Annotated in this window: 14 protein-coding genes; 5 read left to right on the top strand and 9 right to left on the bottom strand. The window is 70.3% G+C overall.

All coding sequences use genetic code 11. The features are described 5' to 3' along the window. Nucleotides 1–6: 6 nt before the first annotated feature. From R3A49_02640 to R3A49_02630, 3 genes are read right to left on the bottom strand one after another with little or no spacing between them, the layout of a single operon-like run. Entirely contained in the window at nucleotides 7–1287 is a 1281-nt protein-coding gene (locus R3A49_02640; protein ID MEZ5169628.1) for a thiolase family protein, read from the bottom strand. After that, nucleotides 1287–2075, bottom strand: a complete 789-nt coding sequence (locus R3A49_02635) for a nitroreductase family protein (GenBank protein ID MEZ5169627.1) — start codon at nucleotides 2073–2075, stop codon at nucleotides 1287–1289. The genes R3A49_02640 and R3A49_02635 overlap by 1 nt, the downstream gene beginning before the upstream one ends. A 9-nt stretch (nucleotides 2076–2084) precedes the next feature. Next, nucleotides 2085–3287, bottom strand: a complete 1203-nt coding sequence (locus R3A49_02630; protein MEZ5169626.1) for an acyl-CoA dehydrogenase family protein — start codon at nucleotides 3285–3287, stop codon at nucleotides 2085–2087. 129 nt (nucleotides 3288–3416) lie between these two features. Here R3A49_02630 and cofH point away from each other — a divergent pair, with 129 nt between their 5' ends. The 3 genes from cofH to R3A49_02615 are packed head-to-tail and all read left to right on the top strand — an operon-like array spanning nucleotide 3417 to nucleotide 7884. Further along, entirely contained in the window at nucleotides 3417–5864 is a 2448-nt protein-coding gene (gene cofH, locus R3A49_02625) for a 5-amino-6-(D-ribitylamino)uracil--L-tyrosine 4-hydroxyphenyl transferase CofH (protein ID MEZ5169625.1), read from the top strand. Then, on the top strand, nucleotides 5861–6853 hold the full coding sequence (locus R3A49_02620) for an adenosine kinase (protein MEZ5169624.1): 993 nt from the start codon (nucleotides 5861–5863) through the stop codon (nucleotides 6851–6853). Before cofH ends, R3A49_02620 begins: the two co-directional genes overlap by 4 nt. Nucleotides 6854–6855: 2 nt before the next feature. Next, nucleotides 6856–7884 carry a TIGR00730 family Rossman fold protein gene (locus R3A49_02615; GenBank protein ID MEZ5169623.1) on the top strand — a complete coding sequence of 343 codons (1029 nt, stop codon included), beginning with the start codon at nucleotides 6856–6858 and terminating at the stop codon, nucleotides 7882–7884. Between the two features lie 60 nt (nucleotides 7885–7944). Here the strand turns inward: R3A49_02615 and R3A49_02610 are convergent, their stop codons facing one another. The 4 genes from R3A49_02610 to R3A49_02595 are packed head-to-tail and all read right to left on the bottom strand — an operon-like array spanning nucleotide 7945 to nucleotide 11885. Then, on the bottom strand, nucleotides 7945–8142 hold the full coding sequence (locus tag R3A49_02610) for a hypothetical protein (GenBank protein MEZ5169622.1): 198 nt from the start codon (nucleotides 8140–8142) through the stop codon (nucleotides 7945–7947). Then, nucleotides 8126–9385, bottom strand: coding sequence for a (Fe-S)-binding protein (locus R3A49_02605; GenBank protein MEZ5169621.1), 1260 nt, complete (start codon nucleotides 9383–9385; stop codon nucleotides 8126–8128). Before R3A49_02605 ends, R3A49_02610 begins: the two co-directional genes overlap by 17 nt. Next, a complete protein-coding gene (locus tag R3A49_02600; GenBank protein ID MEZ5169620.1) occupies nucleotides 9382–10416 on the bottom strand; it encodes an FAD-binding protein in 1035 nt (344 codons plus the stop codon). The genes R3A49_02605 and R3A49_02600 overlap by 4 nt, the downstream gene beginning before the upstream one ends. Beyond that, complete coding sequence (locus R3A49_02595; GenBank protein ID MEZ5169619.1) at nucleotides 10413–11885, bottom strand: FAD-linked oxidase C-terminal domain-containing protein; 1473 nt, start codon at nucleotides 11883–11885, stop codon at nucleotides 10413–10415. Before R3A49_02595 ends, R3A49_02600 begins: the two co-directional genes overlap by 4 nt. A 66-nt stretch (nucleotides 11886–11951) precedes the next feature. Here R3A49_02595 and R3A49_02590 point away from each other — a divergent pair, with 66 nt between their 5' ends. Beyond that, complete coding sequence (locus R3A49_02590; GenBank protein MEZ5169618.1) at nucleotides 11952–12722, top strand: hypothetical protein; 771 nt, start codon at nucleotides 11952–11954, stop codon at nucleotides 12720–12722. Nucleotides 12723–12740: 18 nt separating this feature from the next. Here R3A49_02590 and R3A49_02585 read toward each other — a convergent pair whose 3' ends face one another. Together R3A49_02585 and R3A49_02580 are read right to left on the bottom strand one after the other, a co-directional pair. After that, a complete protein-coding gene (locus R3A49_02585) occupies nucleotides 12741–13514 on the bottom strand; it encodes an SDR family oxidoreductase (protein ID MEZ5169617.1) in 774 nt (257 codons plus the stop codon). After that, nucleotides 13511–13840 carry a co-chaperone GroES gene (locus R3A49_02580; GenBank protein MEZ5169616.1) on the bottom strand — a complete coding sequence of 110 codons (330 nt, stop codon included), beginning with the start codon at nucleotides 13838–13840 and terminating at the stop codon, nucleotides 13511–13513. The genes R3A49_02585 and R3A49_02580 overlap by 4 nt, the downstream gene beginning before the upstream one ends. Nucleotides 13841–13936: 96 nt before the next feature. On the opposite strand from R3A49_02580, the gene R3A49_02575 reads away from it, so the two are divergent. Continuing rightward, a complete protein-coding gene (locus R3A49_02575; protein ID MEZ5169615.1) occupies nucleotides 13937–14860 on the top strand; it encodes a heme o synthase in 924 nt (307 codons plus the stop codon). Nucleotides 14861–14869 lie beyond the last annotated feature (9 nt).

Here is a 14869-nt window from a genome sequence, read left to right as displayed (position 1 = left end):
CTCCACTCAGGCTCGGAGCACCGTGACGAGCATCGCGGCTGCGTCGTTGCCCGACTTGCCGCCACCGTTGTGGGCCAGGGCGGTTCGGGCGCCCTCGACCTGGCGCGCGCCGGCACGCCCCCGGAGCTGCGAGGTCAGCTCCGTGATCTGCGCCAGCCCGGTCGCGCCGACCGGATGCCCCTTGCGCAGCAACCCACCCGAGGTGTTGACGGGTAGCCGCCCACCGAGGCTGGTGTCGCCGGATTCGACCAGCTTCCCGCCGTCACCCTGGGCGCAGAGCCCCAGCTGTTCGTAGGCGATGATCTCCGCCGGAGCCGAGGCGTCGTGCAACTCGACGACGTCGAGGTCGTCGGGACCCAGACCGGCCTCCTCGTAGGCCTCGGCCGCGCAGAGCTGCACAGTGTCGGGCTCGTCCTCGGTGTGGTTCCAGCCCGAGTGCATCACCATCGTGGCGACCGTGACGGGCTTGTCGACACCGAGCTCGGTCGCCTTCCGTGGGCTCATCACCACGGCGGCCGCGGCACCGTCACCGATCGGCGAACACATCGAGCGTGTCAGGGGCTCGACGATGAGGCGGTCGGCCAGCACCTCGTCGACGCTGAGTTCGTCCCGGAACTGGGCAAGAGGATTGAGGCTGCCGTGCAGGGAGTTCTTGGAGGCCACTGCGGCGAACTGGCGCTTCGTGGTGCCGTAGCGGTCCATGTGGTGGCGGGCGGCCATGGCGTAGATGTCCATGAACATCGAACGGTTCGTACCGGCGCCGCCCCCGTCGGCGCCGCCGCCACCGTTGCCGCGTTCCGTACCGTCCTCCTCCGTGCCACCGGAAGCGCTACCCGCGGGGCTGGAACCGGCGAACAGCGCCATCATCTCGCCCAGCTCGTCGACGTCCATCGCCCCGGCGAACGCGGCGAAGCTCCGCATCTTGTCGGGATGGGTGAGCTTCTCCACTCCGAGAGCCAGTACGACGTCGTGCATCCCCGTGGTGACCATTGCACAGGCCTGGTAGAGCGCCGTCGAACCGCTCGCGCACGCGTTCTCGACGTTGACGATCGGGATCTTTCCCACACCGAGCGGAGAGAGGACCACCTGGCCACGCACCGACTCCTGGCCCGTCACGAGACCGGCGGCGCAGTTACCCACATACGCCGCGTCCAGGTCGTCGAGCGCGACGCCGGCGTCGGACACGGCGGCGTTCACCGCCTCGGCGCTCAGATCCTTGAGGCCCCGGTCGGGGTGCTTGGCGAATCGGGTCATGCCGACCCCGGCGATGACGGCGTCGAAGCGCATCAGAGCAGCCCCTGGCCCTTCAGGTCGAGGCCACGGCGCAGATAGCGAAGCTCCTCCTCGCGCCACGGCAACGGTGCCGGATCCTGGATCATCTTCTGTCGCTTCAGGTCGTCGACGACCTCCTCGGAGCGGGGGAAGGCCTCCCCGTAGGAGTTGAGGTGGAACATCTCGCCGAAGGGCGGACGGGGTCGTTGCCCACCGGCTTCGGGCTGTTCGGCCGGGTAGCCGACCGTCTGCGTGACGAGGACCCGGCACGTGTCGGGGAGCCCCAACTTCTGGCGCACGCCGTCGGGGTCACCCGAACCCAGACAGCAGGTTCCCAGACCGAGGGAGAAGGCCACGAGTGTGGCCTGGGCGATGCCCTGGCCGCAGTCGACCTCTCCGAGGCCCGGCTGGCGCAGGACCTCACTGGCCGCCTCCATCACGGGAATCAGCTGCGTTTCGGCTTCCTCGCGCTTGTCGTCGCCGTAACCGACCGCGCCGACGTCGACCAGCTCTCGCAGACGGTCACCGACCTCGGCGGTGGCGCCGGTCTCGATGTACCACACGATCACCACCGGAGCGAGGGGAACCTGATATCCGCCGACCGGCGACGGCAGCGCGTCGAGCACCTCCTGCGAGGCGTGATCTCGTTCGATCACCAGCGCGCGCAGGCTCGCGACGTTGCCCCAGTGGGAGGCCAGGCGTGCGGCTTCGAGCATGCACTGGATCTTCTCGTGCTCCACGGGCCGGAACGGGAGCAGGAACCGGATGGAACGTCGTCGGCCGATCGTTTCGAACAACTCCACAGTTGCCTCCTACAGCTTCGAAGCCCCGACGAGGGAGAGCACCTCGTTGCAGCCGTCCTCGATGAGCGACGCTCGCGCGTCACGCAGGATCTTCTCGATCGGGTACTCGCGGCTCAGGCCGTTGCCACCGAAGATCTGCAGCGCGGCGGTCGCCACGTCGAAAGCCGTCTGGGTGCAGAAGACCTTCGTGGCGATCGAGTACTGAAGTACCGGTTCCGAGGCGGCGTTGCAGGCGGCAACGCGGCGGGCCATCGCCCGCGCCGCCTCGGTTCGGGTGAACATGTCGAAGACGCGACCGCGCACGCTCTGGTGCTCGAAGATGGGCCGACCCCCCTGCACGCGGTCCTTCGAGTAGTCGAGTGCCAGCTCGTACGCCGCACGGGCAACGCCGACGAAGAGCTGACCCATGGCCGCATTGGCGTAGGCGAGCATTCCCTCGAGGGCGAATGGGTACATCTCGGGGTCGACCACGCGGTGCGAAGCCGGGACACGCACGTCGCCGAAGAAGATCTCACCCTGGTTGAGGGAACGCTGGCCGAGCTTGTCGAGCGGCCGCGGACGTTCGACGCCGGGGAGGTCGAGCGGAACGACGAACACCGAGCCGCCGAGGGTGGCGCGACCGTCGTCGAACGCGCAGAACACCACGGCGAGATCCGCGATCGAACCGTTGGACACCCACGCGGCCTTCTGGCCACTGATCACGTAGTCGGAGCCCTCGGGCCGGGCGATGCAGTTCGGACGTCTCGTCGGGTCGGTGAGGTAGTCCTCGGGAGGACCCACCGTGTCGCTCCCGTGGTCGGGCTCCGTGAGCGCCCAGCAACCGATCGTGGGTCGTTTCGGCGAGCAGTAGCGTTCGATCAGCTCGGAGTCGGCGGACATCTCCACGAACGGAGGGTGGAACCCGCTCAGGCCCAGGGAGATCGCCAGGCCGACGTCGCCCCAGGCCAGCTCCTCGTTGACGATGCAGCCGAGGTGGGCCTGGGCCACGGGGTCGAGCGACGGATCCTGCGCCATGGCGTCGAGACCCAGCTCGCGGTAGCGCCTGAATGCGTCCCAGAGCGGGGAGCCGTCAGCGATGACCTCGGCGGGATCGACCATACGGTCCAGCTCGCGCCCGACGGGTCGCAGGACCTCGGCCGCGAACCGGTGCGCGGTGGACTGCACCGCCCGGTCCTCGTCGGTGAGGCCGACGTCGAGATCACTGATCGCCATGTTCTTGTGCTGCTCCCGAGCTCCAGAGGGAACATAGCTGCGCTGACGCGCTGTGTGCGATCCTGCCCGTGACCGTGGATGACGCCGACGTGTGCCCGAACGCAACATCGGGGGGCATAGGCTGCGGCAATGCTCCAGCCCTCACAGGTGTCCCCGGATCGTGGCCGTGCGGCACGCAGTCCAGCACACGCCGGTGCACCAGACCCCGGTGCCGCGTACGCCCTCGCCGCTGAGACACCCGGGAGCCTGGCGCCCGACGCGGTCCGCGTCCGGGACCGGGCGTTCGGACACCGCATCACCTACTCGCCCAAGGTGTTCATCCCGCTCACGATGCTCTGTCGCGACCGATGCGGCTACTGCACCTTCGCCAAGCCCCCGGCCCGGCTCGACTCGCCGTATCTGAGCATCGACGAGGTCCTCGCGCTTGCGCGCCACGGGGCCGCCGCAGGCTGCCACGAGGCACTCTTCACGCTCGGCGAGGCCCCCGAGGAGCGCTATCCGGCTGCCGCCGACTGGCTCGACGCCAACGGCTATGCCTCGACGGTCGACTACCTCGCCCATGCCGCGGGCGCTGTCGTCGAGGAAACCGGGCTGCTTCCCCACGCCAACGCCGGGGCTCTCTCACAGGACGACCTCACGATGCTGCGGGAGGTCGCCCCGTCACAGGGGATGATGGTCGAGTCGCTCGCCGACCGCCTGTGTGGGCCCGGCGGCCCCCACCACGGCGCGCCCGACAAGACCGCGGCGAGACGCCTCGCCACCCTGGAAGCCGCCGGACGCGCATCGGTCCCCTTCACGACCGGCATCCTCGTGGGGATCGGTGAGACACGGGAGGAACGCATCGACGCGTTGCTCGCCATCAACGACTCCCATCGACGCCACGGCCACGTGCAGGAGGTGATCGTCCAGAACTTCCTCCCCAAGGCAGGCACCGCCATGCAGCGCGCCGAACCGTGTGACGTGGACGATTTCCTCTGGACCGTCGCGGCCGCACGGCTGGTTCTCGACGGTTCCATCCACCTCCAGGCTCCCCCGAACCTGAGCGACGACGCCGGCGCGCTCGTCCGGTGCGGAATCGACGACTGGGGCGGGGTGTCGCCCGTCACGCCCGACCACGTGAACCCGGAACGGCCCTGGCCGGCACTCGACCGCCTCCGCGCCATCACCGAGTCGGAGGGCAAGGCCCTCGCGCCGCGCCTCACCGTCTACCCGGAGTTCGTCGCCGATGCCGACCGGTGGCTGCACGCCGACACGCGCTTCGGAGTCCTCGTACGCTCCGACGCCGAGGGCCTCGCCCGCGACGACGACTGGTCGTCGGGGGGCACGGTGACGCCGCCCGACCTCCTCGTCGGGACGGCCACGGCCCGCGGGCCCGTCGAGGAGGTCCTGGCAGACGTTCGGGCCGGGCGCGAGCCCGATGTCGCCGCTCTCACCACGCTCTTCGAGGCGCGTGGCACCGAGGTGCGTGCCGTGGCCGAGGTGGCCGACGACCTGCGGACGGCGATCTCGGGTGACGTCGTCACGTTCGTCCGGAACCGCAACATCAACTACACCAACATCTGCACCTTCAAGTGCCGGTTCTGTGCCTTCTCGAAGGGTCCTCTGTCGCTGAACCTGCGTGGCACGCCGTACCTGCTCGACACCGGGGAGATCCAGCGGCGCGTCGTGGAGGCCCTGGAGTGCGGCGCCACCGAGGTGTGCCTCCAGGGGGGTATCCACCCCGACTTCGACGGCGACTACTACCGCGACGTCGTCCGCGCCGTTCAGGCCGTTGCTCCCGACATCCACGTGCACGGTTTCACCGCACTCGAGGTCACCGAAGGGGCGAAGCGTCTCGGCGTGTCGCTGCGCGACTACCTCGTGTCGATGAGGGATGCCGGGCTCTCCACACTGCCGGGCACAGCCGCCGAGGTCCTCGACGACGAGGTCCGCGCCGAGCTCTGCCCCGACAAGATCACGACCGACGAGTGGCTCGATACCCACCGCACGGCGCACGGCGTCGGCCTCCGCTCGAACGTCACGCTCATGTTCGGCCACATCGAGAAGCCGCTGCACCTCGCACGTCACCTCGTACGGACGCGCGAGCTCCAGAAGGACACCGGCGGCTTCACGGAGTTCGTGCCGCTGCCGTTCGTCCACATGGCCTCGCCGATCTTCCTCCAGGGAAAGGCACGTCCGGGCCCGACCTGGCGCGAGACGCTGCTCGTGCACGCCGTGGCCCGTATCGCCTACCGCGGCTGGATCGACAACATCCAGGTGTCGTGGGTCAAGACCGGGGCCGACGGCGCCCGGCAGCTCCTCCGTGCCGGGGCCAACGACCTGGGCGGCACGCTCATGGACGAGAACATCTCGCGTGCGGCCGGCGCCGACCACGGTCAGGAGCTCGGCGAGGACGAGTTCCGCAGCATCGTCGAGCCCCTCGGGCGCACCCTCGCGCAGCGCACGACCCTCTATGGACGCGTCCACACCGAGGGACGGCGGCTCCGGACGGCCGGGCCCGATCACGGTGCGCCCTGGTGCGGCGACGCCCCGATTCCCCTCGAGATCTCGCCGGCACCTCTGGAGGCCCTCCCGTGACCGACACGACCCTCGATGTCGTCGCCATCGGCAACGCCCTCGTCGACGTCCTCAGCATGGAGCCCGACGAGTTCGTGGTCCGCCACGACCTGGCCCGTGGCGCCATGACGATGGTCGATCAGGAACGCAGCGAGAAGATCTACGCCGACATGGGCCCGACCACCGACACCAGTGGCGGGTCGGCGGCCAACACCATTGCCGGGCTGGCGTCCTTCGGCTCGTCTGCGGGCTTCGTCGGCCGCGTCCATGCCGACGAGCTGGGACGCTCGTTCCAGCACGACCTCCGCTCACTCGGCGTCCGGTTCAACGCGACACCCACGACGGAGGGGCCACCGACGGGCCGCTGCCTCGTGGTGGTCGCCCCCAACGCGGAACGGACCCTGTGCACCTACCTCGGGTGCGCCGCCGAGCTCGACGCGTCCGACCTCGACGCAGAGCTGCTCCGCGAGGCCCGCGTCACCTACGTCGAGGGCTATCTGTGGGACCAGCCCCCTGCCATGGAGGCGATCCGTGAGGCGTTCACCATCGCCGGTGAGGCCGACCGGAAGGTGGCCATGACGTTGTCGGACCCGTTCTGCGTCGACCGCCATCGGGACGACTTCCAGAGCCTCCTCGACGACGGGATCGACATCCTGTTCGCCAACGAGGACGAGATCCGCTCGCTCTTCGAGGTCGACACCTTCGACGAGGCACTCCAGCAGGTACGCGGGCGCTGCGAGGTGGCCGCTCTCACCCGTGGGCCGTCGGGATCCGTCATCCTCACCGACGGCGAGGTGCACGTTGTCGACGCGCACACCGTCGACGACGTCGTCGACACCACGGGCGCGGGGGACCTCTACGCAGCCGGATTCCTGCACGGTTTCGTCAACGGTGAGCCGCTGAATGTCTGCGGCGAACTCGGATCGCTCGCAGCGGCCGAGGCGATCAGTCACATCGGCCCCCGCCCCATGGTGTCGCTCGCGGAGCTGGCCGCCACGTCACGGCGCTGAGCGTGGAGAAGCTTCCGAAGTACCGAACGGGGGTGGCGTCGATCGACGCCACACTCGAGAGCCTGGTCGACGAGCTCGACGGCGGGAACGACGATCTCGTCTTCGAGCTGATCGCCTCGGCTGTACGCCTGTCCCGCGACGACGCCGGACGCGGCGACCTCAAGATCGCCAGCGCCGCCCTGAAGGAGATGCGCTACGCCTTCCACGTCTTCGCCCCGTACCGCAGTGCGCGCAAGGTGGCCATCTTCGGGTCGGCGCGCACGAAGACCGACGACCCCCTCTACGAGCAGACACGCGAGTTCGCACGACGGATGGCCGACCTCGACTGGATGGCCATCACGGGTGCCGGCCCCGGGATCATGGAGGCCGGCATCGAGGGTGCGGGGCCCGACCAGTCGTTCGGTGTCGGGATCCGTCTTCCCTTCGAGGCCGCCACCACGCAGTTCCTCGACAACGATCCGAAGCTCATCAACTTCCGCTACTTCTTCACGCGCAAGCTCACGTTCGTGAAGGAGTCACACGCCTTCTGTCTCCTGCCCGGCGGTTTCGGCACACTGGACGAGGCCTTCGAGCTGTTGACCCTCGTCCAGACGGGAAAGAGCACACCGGCACCGATCGTGCTGCTCGACGTGCCCGGGGGCCACTACTGGGACACGTGGCGCGACTTCGTGCGCCGCGAGCTGGAGAGCCGTGGGTACATCGTGCCCGAGGACCTCGACCTCGTCCGGGTGACCGACAGTGTTGAGGAGGCGGTCGACGAGATCACCCGCTTCTACAGCAACTACCACTCGCAGCGTTTCGTCGGCAGCCGCCTCGTGCTCCGCATGAGGAAGGCACCCGACGACACCGTTCTCGTCGAACTCGCCCGCGACTTCGCGGACATCATCGAGTCGGGCACGATCGAACGCATCGACGCCACCGAGGCCGAACGGCGCGACGACGACCACGTCGACCTCGACCGGCTCGCTCTGCGCTTCGACCGGCACCACTGGGCGCGCCTGCGCCAGCTGATCGACGCGCTCAACGCCTGAGCCGGGTCCAGCTGTCGTCCCGATCGTCCTCCCGCTGTCGAGCATCCGGCAGCTGCGGCATCAGGAGAACGGGTCGGGCTCGCTCCCGAGAGCCTTGAGCGCACGCGCCACGGCGCGGCGGGCCTGCTCCAGGCGTTTCTCGTCCTCCTTCGCACCGTCCACGCCATCGGCGCGGTCCCGGAGACGGTCGAAGGCGAGGTCACGGAGTTGCTCCTCGATCGACTGCAACTGGGCGATGAGGTCACTGAGATCGGTCACGGCGTGCTCCTCCACGATCAGGGTCGAGGGCGTCGACCACGAGCACCGACGGGTGGGCGACGCGGAGACCACCGCGTCGGAGCTGGAGGATGCACCCGGGGTTGGCAGAGGCCACGACGGGCTCGCCGTGCGCGGCGTCTCCCACGGCTGCCCGGATCGTCGCCACCTTGCGCCGCAGGATCTGCCCCGAGAGGTCGGGCTGCACGACGTTGTAGAGCCCTCCGGCGCCACAGCACAACCCGTCGTCGTCGGTGTCGACGACCGTGTACGCCCCGGCGAGGACGTCGCGCCATGCGCCCGTGAGGCCCTGGACGTGGCGGAGGTGGCACGGCTCCTGGAGCACGACGGCTCGGCCCGTGGGCCGGCACGCCACGTCGTCCGGTCGAAGGATCTCGGAGATGTCGCGGACCCGTGCCGAGAAGCGCTCGGCCTCGGGTGTACCGAGAAGATGTCCGTAGTCCTTCAGCGCGGCTCCGCATCCGGCGCTGTCGACCACGACGGGCGCGTCGCCCGGCATCGAGCGCATGACACGCCGCGCGAGGCGCTGCGCCCAGAACCGGCGCCCGGCGTGCAGATGGAGGGCACCGCAGCAGTCGCTCCCCCGCCCCGGGCGGGACACCGTGGCCCCGGTGTCCTCCAGGAGTCGCCGTGAGGCCTCCTGGGTGGCACCGAACCACGCGTCCATCACGCACCCGTCGAAGAGCCACAGGTCCGGGCCGCCCTCAGGAGCGGAGCCGCGGCGCGCGGCCCGAGCGCCCCGCGGTGGACCGGGAGGAGGGAGGGGGACACTGCGTCCCACGAGCGGCAGCCGCTGCACGAGGCGGATCACGGTCGTGAGGACGCGGAGCACTGCACGGTGCGCGATGACGCCGAGCCCCACCCGCTCCACGAGACGACGCGCTGCACCCGGTCGCGTGGCGGGAGCGTGGCGGAGCGCCGCGCGGGTGGCCTCCATCAGGTGACCGAACGGCACCGACGACGGGCACACCGCCTCGCACGCCCGGCACTGCACGCACGCCTCCATGAATCCGACGAAGGTCGGGCCCGCCTGTTCGCCACCCGACTCGACGGCCCGCATGGCGTTGATCCGCCCCCGCGGTGACGCCGACTCCTCACCGGTGACCCGGAACGTCGGGCAGTGAGGGAGGCAGAGCCCGCAGTTGACGCACGCCTTCAGGGCATCGTCGTCGAGGCCGAGGACGCCACCGCGGCCCGGCTCCGTGGTCGCCGTCGGGGTCGTCACAGCGGCAGGCGCCCGGGTGAGAACTTCCCGGTCGGGTCGAAGGCCGCGCGCACCCGGCGCATCACGCCCGAGGCGGGGAAGTCCGTCCCGAACGGGTCGACCCCGGGCGCACCCGCCACGCGTAGCAGCCACCCGCCGTTGTCCGTCGCCACGCGGCGGGCCGCGGTGAAACCGTCGAGGTCCGTGGTGCCGACGTGCACGGTCCCGACGCCCGTCTCGCTCACAGCCACGACCCCACGGAGGGCGGCGAGCTCCTCCGCCACCCGCTGGAGCCGACCGGGCGGCACCGACATCCGGCCCCGGTGTCGCCCGCTCACCGCCACCGGCGACTCAGGGCTGTCGATGGGAGTGAGGCCCGCCGTGCGGACCTGATCCGTCACGTCGTCGGCGTTCCCCTCGAGCAGCACCCGGGTGTGCGCACCGTCGTGGAGGACGCACGACGGCCGGAACAGTCGACCCAGGACGGGGCCGGGCGCCTCGGTGGTCGTCGCCCACGTGCTCACCGCGGGAAGCGGGGCGCACCGCAGCGTGACCTGCGTGATGAGCCCCAGGGTCCCGAGCGAGCCGACGAGGAGACGGCACAGGTCGAAGCCGGTGACGTTCTTCACCGTGGGCCCGCCACCGCGCACGAGCGAGCCACGGGCGGTGACGAAACGCACCTCGAGCAGGAGGTCGCGCAGCGGCCCGACACGCAGGCGGCGGTGCCCCGACAGGCCCGCGGCCAGGACCCCACCGACGGTCGCGTCCTCGTCGGGTGGGTCGAGCGCGCACTGCTGGCCGCTGTCGGCCAGTGTCGCCCGCAACTCACCGGCGGTGGTGCCCGCTCCCACGGTGACGGTGAGCTCTGCGGGGTCGTAGGCCACGATGCCGGCGGGCGCTGCCACCTCCTCACCGTCGCCGGGGACCCCACCCACCTCCCACTGCGTCCGGCCACCGACCGGCAGAACGGCGTCAGACACAGCGATCCGCTCACACACCTCGTCGAGCCCCCCTGAGGCCGCGACGCCGCGCAGAGCGGATCCCCGGGTCACGGGCCGCGAGTCCCACCGTCGGGACCCGCCCCGCCCGGCACGGGGAGCGGCCGCGCCGCACCGACCTCGGCGCACCGGCTGCCCGACGGGAGCACCTTGCCCGGGTTGGCCCGGGCCTGCGGGTCGAAGGCGTCGCGAAGGCGTGCCTGGGCGTCGAGGTCGGCGGGGGTGAACACCCGGTCCATGAGATGGCGTTTCTCGAGGCCGACACCGTGCTCACCGGAGAGGACGCCCCCGGCGTCGATGCAGGACGTGAGGATCTCGTCGCCGGCGTCGCGCACCCGCTCCCACACACCGGGAACGCGTCGATCGAAGGCGATGAGCGGGTGGAGGTTTCCGTCACCCGCATGGAAGACGTTCAGCATCTGGAGGTCGTACTCGTCGGCCACCTCGTAGACGCGCTGCAGGACGTCGACCAGTCGCGTGCGGGGAACGACGGCGTCGTGCAGGTAGTAGTCGGGCGCGATACGGGCGACGGCTCCGAACGCCGACTTCCGACCCTTCCAGAGCAGCGCCCTCTCAGTGTCGTCGGCGGCGACGCGCACGGAGCGTGCGCCGCTCTCTGCGGCCACCTCCCGGACCGTCGCTGCCTCCTCGGCCACTCCCGCCGCCAGTCCGTCGACCTCGACGAGCAGGACCGCCGCGGCGTCGCGGGGGTATCCCGCCCCGGCGAAGTCCTCCACGGCGCGGGTGATCGCCGCGTCCATCATCTCCAGTGCGGCGGGAACGACACCGCGGGCGATGAGGCCGCTCACGGTGGCACCGGCGTCCTCGACCGCCTCGAAATCGACGAGGATGGTTCGCAGCTCGGGCGGATCCGGTGTGAGGCGGACGGCGATGCGGGTCGCCACCCCCATCGTTCCCTCGCTGCCGACGAAACAGCCGCGCAGGTCGTAGCCGGGGCTGTCGGGCACGACACCCCCGAGCATCTCGATGCCGCCGTCGGGGAGGACGACCTCCACGGCGAGCACGTGTGTCCCCGTGACCCCGTAGGACAGGCAGTGCGGTCCACCGGCGTTGGTGCCCACGTTGCCGCCGATCGTGCACGCCTGCTGGGACGACGGGTCGGGGGCGTAGTGCAGGCCGAGATGCCGCACCTCGCGCGTCAGGTCGAGGTTGAGGACGCCGGGCTCCACCCAGGCGACGCGGGAGGCGGCGTCGACCTCGAGAACCCGGTTCATGCCGGTCGTGACGATCACCAGTGGGTCGCCGACGGGTGTTGCTCCTCCGGCCAGGCCGGTGCCGGCCCCACGCGCCACGAAGGGGCGCTCGTGGTGGTCGGCAACCCGCACGGCGGCGGCGAGCTCACGGGTTGTCCGGGGGAAGCAGACGGCGGCGGCACGCCCCTCCGACATGCCGGCGTCACGGGAGTAGAGGCCGAGCTCGAGGGGCTCACACCGGGCACGTCCCTCTCCCAGCTCGCGCTCGAGATCCTCCACGAGCGCCGCGGGGGACGTGTCGTCGGTCACCGCCTCAGCTTACGAGCAGCCATGTCAGTACCCGGCCTACGGGGGCGCGCCGGTACGATCGCTCCCATGACGGCGAGCACGGGCCCCGAACGCGAGTGGATCGTGTTCTCCGACCCCTCCGACGACAACCACCGCTGGGAAATCGACGTCACGTTCCTGGCGTCGTCGTGGGAGTGCATCTTCGGGTGCGGGTGCCAGGGCGTGCGCGACGAGCCCACACCCGACGACATGGAGGGGTGCTGCTCCTACGGAGCCCACTTCGAGGACACGGTCGACCGCGACCGGGTCGTGAAGGCGGCCGAACGTCTCACCGACGACGAGTGGCAGTTCGCCGCCGAAGGCCGGAAGCGAGGCATCTACGCCACGACGGGGCCGTCGACGTGGCGGACCCGACGTGTCCAGGACGCCTGCATCTTCCTCAACCGGCCCGGTTTCGCCGCCGGACCGGGCTGTGCGCTGCACCTGCACGCCTTGAACAACCCGGCCGTCCACTTCAGCGCGCTCAAGCCCGACGTCTGCTGGCAGCTCCCCCTGCGCATCGACACCCGCATCGAGGAGGACGACGACTCCGAGGTCTCGACGCTCACGGAGTTCGGCCGCGACGGCTGGGGTGAGGGTGGCGAGGACCTGGCGTGGTGGTGCACCGAGGAACCGGAGGCGTTCCGCGGCAGTCGCCCCGTCTACCGCTCGATGGAGACGGAGCTGCGGGCGATGATCGGCGACAAGCTCTTCGAGAGCATCGCGTCGTACCTCGACGCACGGTTCGCACACGCCGACACGGCCCCCGGACGCCACCCGTCGGAGGTGTCGGTCACGATCTCGGGCACGCGTCAGTAGGACGGGACGGTGGGTCGTTCAGCCCCACTCGATCGTGCCGAGGCTCATTCCGCCGTCGATGGTGAGGACCTCGCCGGTGAGCCAGGACGACGCGTCGGACACCAGGAACAGCGTGGCGTGCGCGATGTCCTCGGGCCGCCCGAGCCGCTTCATCGGGTGTGCACCGGCGAGCCCTTCCTCGTCGCTCTCGTAGAGGGCACGCGACATCGAGGTCTTGACGAGGCCGGGCGCGACGGCGTTGACGCGCACGGTCGGAGCCATCTCGAGCGCGGTCTGGCGGGTCAGGTGCACGAGTGCCGCCTTCGAGGTGTTGTAGACACCGATGAAGGGCCCCGGCTGGAGCCCGCCCACCGATGCCACGTTGACCACGGCGCCGCCGTTGTCGGCCATGTGCGCGCGCCAGGCCTCCTGCATGAGGAGGAGCGGGGCCTGGACGTTGACCTGGAGGATCTTCTCGACGGCGGGCTCCGGCGCGTCCATCATCGGTCCGAAGTGGGGGTTGGTCCCCGCGTTGTTGACCAGGATGTCGAGCGCACCGAACTCGCCCATGGTGTCGGCCACCGCATTCCGGCAGACGTCGGGATCCCCCACCGAGCCCTTGACGGTGAGAACACGCGCGCCGAGCGCCTCCAGCGCCGACTTCGTCTCCTCGAGCTCCTCGGGCTTGCGTGCGAGAACCGCGAGGTCGGCGCCCGCCGTGGCGAGAGTCTCCGCGATGGCGCGTCCGATTCCCCGGGTCGCACCGGTCACGAGGGCCGTGCGGCCCGTGAGTGAGGTGGGGAGCCCGCTCACAGGTAGAGGCCCGTCTCCCCCTCGTCGCGTTCCGATGCCAGGGCGTGCACGTCACGCTCCCGCAGGATGAGGTACTCCTCCTTGCGGATCTCGACCTCGTAACCGCTGTCGGGAGCGAAGAGGACACGGTCGCCGGGCTCGACGTTGCGGACCGTCGGGCCGACGGCGACCACCTCCGCCCAGTCGAGCCGACGGCTGCGGTCGGCGGTGGCGGGAATGAGGATGCCGGCGCGGCTCTTGCGGTCGCCGGAGTCCCTGACCGGGGCCACGAGCAGGCGGTCGGCGGTCATGCGCACCGAGTGCTTGACGTCGTCACCGGAAGTCATCGCGCCCGATCTCGTGAGGCATCAGGGCGAGACTACCGGAGGCCCCGGGCCTGACGGGCTTCGTGCTGCTCGGAAGCCCTGCGGTAGATTCAGGTCGTGGCCGCCGCAACCGATGCCTCCGATGCAGTCCTGCGCGCTCGGGGTGCGACGGTGTCACCCCTCCAGAGCATCCGGAACTACTTCCTCCTGACCAAGCCGCGGGTGATCGAGCTCCTTCTCGTCACGACGGTGCCCGCGATGATCCTCGCCGAGGGAGGCGTCCCCTCGCTCCGGCTCGTGTCCTGCGTGCTCCTGGGTGGCGCCTTCGCCGCCGGTGGTGCCAACACGGTCAACTGCTGGATCGAGCGCGACAGCGACACCCTGATGCGCCGAACCCACGGCCGGCCCCTGCCCCGTGGCGCGGTGGAACCGGGTCGCGCCCTCATGTTCGGTCTCACTCTCGAGGTGGTGGCCTTCGCCTGGTTGTGGGCAACCGCGAACCTTCTGTCCGCGACGCTCGCGGTGAGCGCCATGCTCTTCTACGTGTTCGTCTACACCATCTGGTTGAAGCCCCGCAGCACGCAGAACATCGTGATCGGCGGCGCCGCGGGTGCGGTGCCGGCGCTCGTGGGGTGGGCGGCCGTCACCGGCACGCTCGCAGCGCCCGCGTGGGTCCTGTTCGCCGTCGTGTTCTTCTGGACGCCGCCACACTTCTGGGCGCTGGCGCTGCGCTACCGCGACGACTATGCAGCCGCGGGCATCCCGATGCTGCCCGTCGTGAAGGGGGTGGCCGTGGCCACCCGCGACATCCTGATCTACTCGGTGATCGTCGTGGCCGTCAGCCTCACGCTCGGACTCACCACGACCGTCGGTCCGGTCTACGTGATCTCGGCAGCGGTGCTCGGCGTGTGCTTCGTCATCCAGGCCGCACATCTGCGCCGCCGGCCCGAGCCGTCGGCCGCCATCCGCCTCTTCACCTTCTCCAACACCTACCTCGCCCTCCTCTTCGTGGCGGTGGCCGTCGACACGCTCGTCCGCTGACACCCGACC

It is taken from the genome of Acidimicrobiia bacterium, assembly GCA_041394025.1.
In the GTDB taxonomy this organism is placed as follows: Bacteria; Actinomycetota; Acidimicrobiia; order IMCC26256; family JAOSJL01; genus JAOSJL01.
The sequence above is the reverse complement of the archived record's forward strand: the minus strand, read 5'-3'. Positions and strand labels throughout refer to the sequence as shown.